The sequence below is a fragment of the Nonomuraea sp. NPDC003201 genome (assembly GCF_053590415.1).
The window spans coordinates 1-5,175 of sequence record NZ_JBSFTC010000525.1; the positions used below are offsets into that span (position 1 = coordinate 1).

Below are 5,175 nucleotides of genomic sequence, written 5' to 3' on the forward strand. Positions count from 1 at the left end.
GCCGCGCGGAGGCGTGCTGGTGGCGGGCCAGGGTGCGGGCGTGCTCGGCGCCCAGCAGGTCGGTACGCCCGGTGCCGCCGAACAACAGCGATCCTCCGGTGAACACCCCCTCCGGCCCACCCGGCCCGGCCAGCACGTAGGACAGGTGGTGGAAGGTGTGTCCCGGCGTGCCCACCACGTCCAGCCACATCCGCTCGGAGACGGCGATCCGATCTCCGCCGGCGACCGGCACGCGGTCGAAGCCGACCTCCTCGACCCCGCCCACCAGGTACGCCGCCCCGCTCACCCGGGCCAGCGCCAGACCGCCGGAGACGTAGTCGTTGTGCAGATGGGTCTCCACCACGTGGGTGATCCGCACCCCCAGGCGACCGGCCAGGGCGAGGACGCGGTCGATGTCGCGCTGCGGATCGACCACCACCGCGACCTGCCCGTCATGGGCGAGATAACTGCGGTCCCCCAGGGAGGAGGTCTCGATCACCTCGACCTGGATCGTCATGTCCTTGTCTCCTTTCGATCGTCAAATACCCCGGGGGGTATCAAGCGAACATACGGGTGCCCCGGCTCACCCGATCACACAGTCACGAAAGAGCGAGGAACAGCTTCTCCAGCCGCTCCACGCTGATCGGCGGCTCCTCACCCTGCTCGCGCGCCACCTGGCACTGCTGCAACCCGGTCGAGATAATCTTGAATCCGGCCCGGTCCAACGCCTTCGACACCGCCGCCAGCTGCGTCAACACCTTCTCGCAGTCCTCGGCGTTCTCGATCATCGCGATCACCCCGCCGAGCTGGCCGTGGGCCCGCTTCAGCCGCGTCAGCGCATCCCTCAGAACGGTCGCGTCCATCTCCACCCGGACCACCTCCGCGCCCAATATACCCCCGGGGGTACATGACCGTTCCGCCCCCCGCGCCCCCAGACCCTGGCCGCGTTTACGCCTCGTCTACGAATCGTGTACAGCCGTACAGCAGAGTCGCTCCGGACAAGATGATCGGGATGGAGGGGTACATGAAGACCGAGATCCGTCACCCTGGTTCGTTCGCGGTCGCGCGCTGTCACCTGGACGGCGGGGAGACTCTGCGCGTCGAGGCGGGCGCGATGTACGCGACGAGCGCGGGGGTCCAGCTCCGGGCCAAGGTGGAGGGTGGTCTGCTGCGTGGGCTGGCGCGTTCGGCGCTGGGCGGGGAGTCGCTGTTCACCACGCGCTACACCGCTCCGGAAGGCGGCGGCTGGGTGGACGTGGCGCATCACCTCCCCGGCGATGTCCAGGCCGCCGAGGTACGAAACGGCAACGCGCTCCTGCTGACCAGGGGATCGTGGATCGCGTCCAGCGACGGCGTGGAGATCGCCACCAAGTGGGGCGGCATGTCCAACCTCATCGGCAGCGAGGGCGGCTTCCTCATCAAGGCGCAGGGCGATGGCGTCGTCGTGCTCGGCTGCTACGGCGCGATGGACGTGATCGACCTGGCGGCCGGGCAGCAGGTCGTGGTGGACTCGGGGCACCTGGTCGCCTACGACGAGACGGTCAAGAGCAATCTGCGCCGGGCGGTCGAAGGGAAGACGGTCCAATCGCTCAAGTCGGGCGAGGGCCTGGTCTTCGAGTTCACCGGGCCGGGCAGGATCATGACGCAGACCAGGAACCCTGGGGCCTTGATCCTCCACCTGACGGAAGTGCTCCCCTTCGAGCGCGCCTGACCCCGCGCCGTGCGGCCAGGCATGCCTCTTGGGCGATGGGGATCGACGGCCGGGCGATGGGACGTGACCATGGCCGCCGCCGCCAGGAAACGCCCGCCGACGCCGGAGTGGAGGCCGGCCGTTACGAGCGCTTCCGGGACTCGGCGGCGGCCCAGGCGAAAATGCCCTTCGCCATGAGGGACAGTTCGCCGGCCGCCCTGGTGGAAAAGACCTCCGCGCGTACGCGATGCACTCCCGCGTCGTCCGGAGCCGCCAGGGCGGCCATTTCCGCCAGATGCCCGGCCAGCCGCTCATCGCCTTCGGAAAGGGCCTTGAGCGCCGCGTCCGCGAGGGCCTGCGCCCCGCCCGCCAGTTCCGCGACCGATTTCGCCAGCACCGCCTCGGGAGCGGGCTTCAGGTGGGCCGGATTGCCGTCGTACCAGCCGCCGTAAAGGCGCCACAGATTGCGTACGACGAATTCCGGCTCGTCGTAACGCGCCCGCAGATAGGGCCGGTCGGCCAGATGCTCCGGCGCCTTCACGGAGTGGACGATCTCGTCGAGCCGGGCGCCCGCGTTGAGGAGTTCCAGGGTCTGCGTGATGAGCGACTCCAGCCATTCGGCCGTTTCCAGCAACGCCTGCCGGATGCGGTCGCGGCCGAAGATCGGGGCGCCGTGGCCGGGGAGCATGATCTCGGCGTCCATGGCGGCCATCCGGTGCAACGCGTGCACCCATTCGCGGGGATAGCGCTGCGCCTTCTGCGGGTTGCCGCAATTGGGCGTCACCCAGAGGAACAGGTCGCCGGGCAACAGCAGCTTGTGCTCGCGCACGTAGCCGATGGTCCCGTCGTCGGTCTCGCCCTTGGCGTGCACGAGGTCGAACGTGAGCCCGCCGCGCCGCACGGTCAGCGCGTCGGTGTAGGTCACGTCAGGACGGCGGTAGCCGGTGGGCCACTGGAGCCCGGCGGCCTGGAACTGCCGCTGGTTGATCACCGAGTTATAGCCATTTGTCAACACATAACGCTCGAACCGGTCAACAACCGCTTTATGGGCATAAATCGCGGCGCGAGGCCCCGACTCTTCGAACGGCCCCGTCCCGAAGACATGGTCGACGTGCCCGTGCGAGTAGAACGCCGTGGTCAATGGCGCCCGTGTCCAGGCCCGTACGTCCTCGTGCAATTTCGCCGCCGAGAACGCGCTGCTCGTGTCGAACAGCACCAGCTCGCCCTCGGTCTCGAACGCGGTCACATTGCCGAACCCCGGCCACCAGCCGACACCGTCGGCGATCGGCTGAACACCCTTGCCCTGCAGGCCCGCGTCCACGACGCTGTCGTCCGATTCGCCGCGCCACACGCGCTCGGCGTACTCGATAATCATGGGCCCAACCCTGCTTCCAGAACCTCATTCTGGGCAAGGGGTTCGCGGCAGGATCTCGCCTTTGGCGCGCGGTCAAAGGGCGCAGGCGCTCGGCTTCCTTGCGGGCGCAGGTCAGAGATGATGACACGCTGTGGGAGCGCTCCCAGATATATGACGATGATGTTTCCGAACTGTCAAGGACCCGAAAGACAGAGCCAACGGAAACACGGGTGCGACGTGCGCACATCGCGAATTGTTCTTGTTAGACCACGGTGGGCATCCGGAAATGCGGATCTAGCCCTTGACCTCGAAGGAGCCGAAACCTAGCCTCCCTCGTGGGAGCGTTCCCACGGCCTCATCAGGCTTCGCCGTTCCGGCTGCAGCACATCCGCGTCATCGCCGCGGACCTCCGTACGTGTACGTGCACCACCGCGTGTTCCGAGGAGAAAGACGCGTGACCAGGAGCTCCCTTTCACCGGCCAAGCAGGCCCTGCTGGAGCGTCGCCTTCGGGCGCGCGGCACCAAGGTCAGTGTTCCCCGCCGTGACCCCGGCACCGCGCCGCCGCCGTCGGCCATGCAGGAGCGATTGTGGTTCCTCGAGCAGTACGCCCCAGGCACGGCCGCCTACACCGTGCCGTTCGCGGTCCGGCTGACCGGCGACCTCGACGAGAACGCCCTGGCCAGGGCCCTGACAGAGCTCACCAGACGGCATGAGAGCCTGCGTACCAGCCTGGTCACCACCCCGGACGGCCGCCCGGAGGCGGTGGTCGCCGAGGAGCCGGTCGTGGAGTTCCGCGTCACCGACGACCCCGGCGAGATCGACCGGGAGCTGGTCCGGCCGTTCGACCTGGCCCGCCCGCCGCTGCTGCGCGCCCTGCTGGTGCGCTCGGCCCCCGGCGAGCACGTGCTGCTGCTCACCATGCACCACGCGATCACCGACGGCTGGTCGTGCGACATCCTGTTCCAGGAGCTGCTGGCGCTGCACGCGGGCCGGGAACCGGCGCCGGTGCCGCTGCAGTTCGGCGACTACGCGCACTGGCAGCGCGGCCGGACCTTCGACGACGACGTGCGCTACTGGGTGTCCAAGCTGGACGGGGTGCCCGCCCTGGAGCTGCCGACCGACCTGCCCCGGCCCGCCGAGCAGCGCTGGGACGGCGCCGCCGTGGACGTCGTCGTGGACCCCGCCCTCACCGCGTCGATCGCGGAGCTCGGCAAGGCGCACCGGGCCACGCCGTACATGACGCTGCTCGCCGCCTTCCAGGTGCTGCTCGGCCGGTTCGCCGGGCAGGACGACTTCGCGGTGGGGTCGCCGGTGTCCGGGCGGGAGCTCCCCGAGCTGGAGACGGTCGTCGGGCCGTTCATCAACACCCTGGCCCTCCGGGCCGACCTGAGCGGCGACCCGACGTTCGGCGAGTTGCTCGGCCGGGTCCGCGACTCCACCCTGGACGCCTTCGCGCATCAGGCACTGCCGTTCGACCGGCTCGTCACCGAGCTGGCCGTGGAGCGGGACGTCAGCCGCACGCCGGTCTACCAGACCATGTTCGCGCTGCAGAACTACCGCGGCCGGACCCTGGACACCTCCGGGCTGGACGCGGAGCCGTACCCGATCCCCACCGTGGCCAGCCGGTTCGACCTGGCGCTCTACCTCTTCGAGGGCGGCGGCGGCACGTTGAGTAGGCCCTACTCATGCGCCGCGCCCGGCCGGCCCTGACCCTGGTCATCGAGGGGTCTTCGTACGAGGGAGTGGTGTTCAGTGCTGATAGTCACCTTCGCCGGCCGGGCCGCGATCCCCGGGCCCACCGCCGGCATCGGATACAGCATCTGGTCCTACCGGGTGGACACGAACAACCCGGGGCCGGGCGGGCAGGGGGATCTCACGCCGGGCCAGCGCATCGCGATCGGCCTGCCGCGCCGGGCGGACGTGCGCGGCCCCGAGCAATATCCGGGCGTGCCGCAGCTCGAAGGCACCTTCGTGCTGCGGGACGCCACCTCCAGCCGTGTGTACGCGGGCCGGCAGATCACCTCGCCGGGGCCCCAGACGATCTCGTTCGTCGCGCCGTCGGCCGAGTCCTCGTACGAGGTGCTCATGGCCAAGGCGCCGCTGGGGCAGTCGCTCGCCGCGGTGCCCTTCCTGGCCGGGGGGGGCACCCCG

At 69.6% G+C, this 5,175-nt stretch carries 5 protein-coding genes and 1 pseudogene; 3 read left to right on the forward strand and 3 right to left on the reverse strand.

Going from position 1 to position 5,175, the window contains the following annotated elements; genetic code table 11:
* A pseudogene (locus ACWDX9_RS59735) lies at positions 1-496 on the reverse strand (MBL fold metallo-hydrolase); the annotation flags it as partial.
* 82 nt (positions 497-578) lie between these two features.
* Entirely contained in the window at positions 579-842 is a 264-nt protein-coding gene (locus tag ACWDX9_RS59740) for a metal-sensitive transcriptional regulator (RefSeq protein WP_387835739.1), read from the reverse strand.
* A gap of 161 nt (positions 843-1,003) precedes the next feature.
* Between ACWDX9_RS59740 and ACWDX9_RS59745 the strand changes: the two genes are divergently transcribed.
* Positions 1,004-1,690 (forward strand): TIGR00266 family protein, encoded by a 687-nt coding sequence (locus tag ACWDX9_RS59745; RefSeq protein ID WP_449972673.1) that lies wholly within the window; start codon positions 1,004-1,006, stop codon positions 1,688-1,690.
* 121 nt (positions 1,691-1,811) lie between these two features.
* Here ACWDX9_RS59745 and ACWDX9_RS59750 read toward each other — a convergent pair whose 3' ends face one another.
* A complete protein-coding gene (locus ACWDX9_RS59750) occupies positions 1,812-2,990 on the reverse strand; it encodes an alkyl sulfatase dimerization domain-containing protein (RefSeq protein ID WP_449972676.1) in 1,179 nt (392 codons plus the stop codon).
* A 487-nt stretch (positions 2,991-3,477) separates the two neighbouring features.
* Between ACWDX9_RS59750 and ACWDX9_RS59755 the strand changes: the two genes are divergently transcribed.
* Positions 3,478-4,734 (forward strand): condensation domain-containing protein, encoded by a 1,257-nt coding sequence (locus tag ACWDX9_RS59755; protein WP_449972679.1) that lies wholly within the window; start codon positions 3,478-3,480, stop codon positions 4,732-4,734.
* A 42-nt stretch (positions 4,735-4,776) separates the two neighbouring features.
* Positions 4,777-5,175: hypothetical protein (locus ACWDX9_RS59760; protein ID WP_449972682.1), on the forward strand; the 399-nt coding region annotated here is incomplete at its 3' end.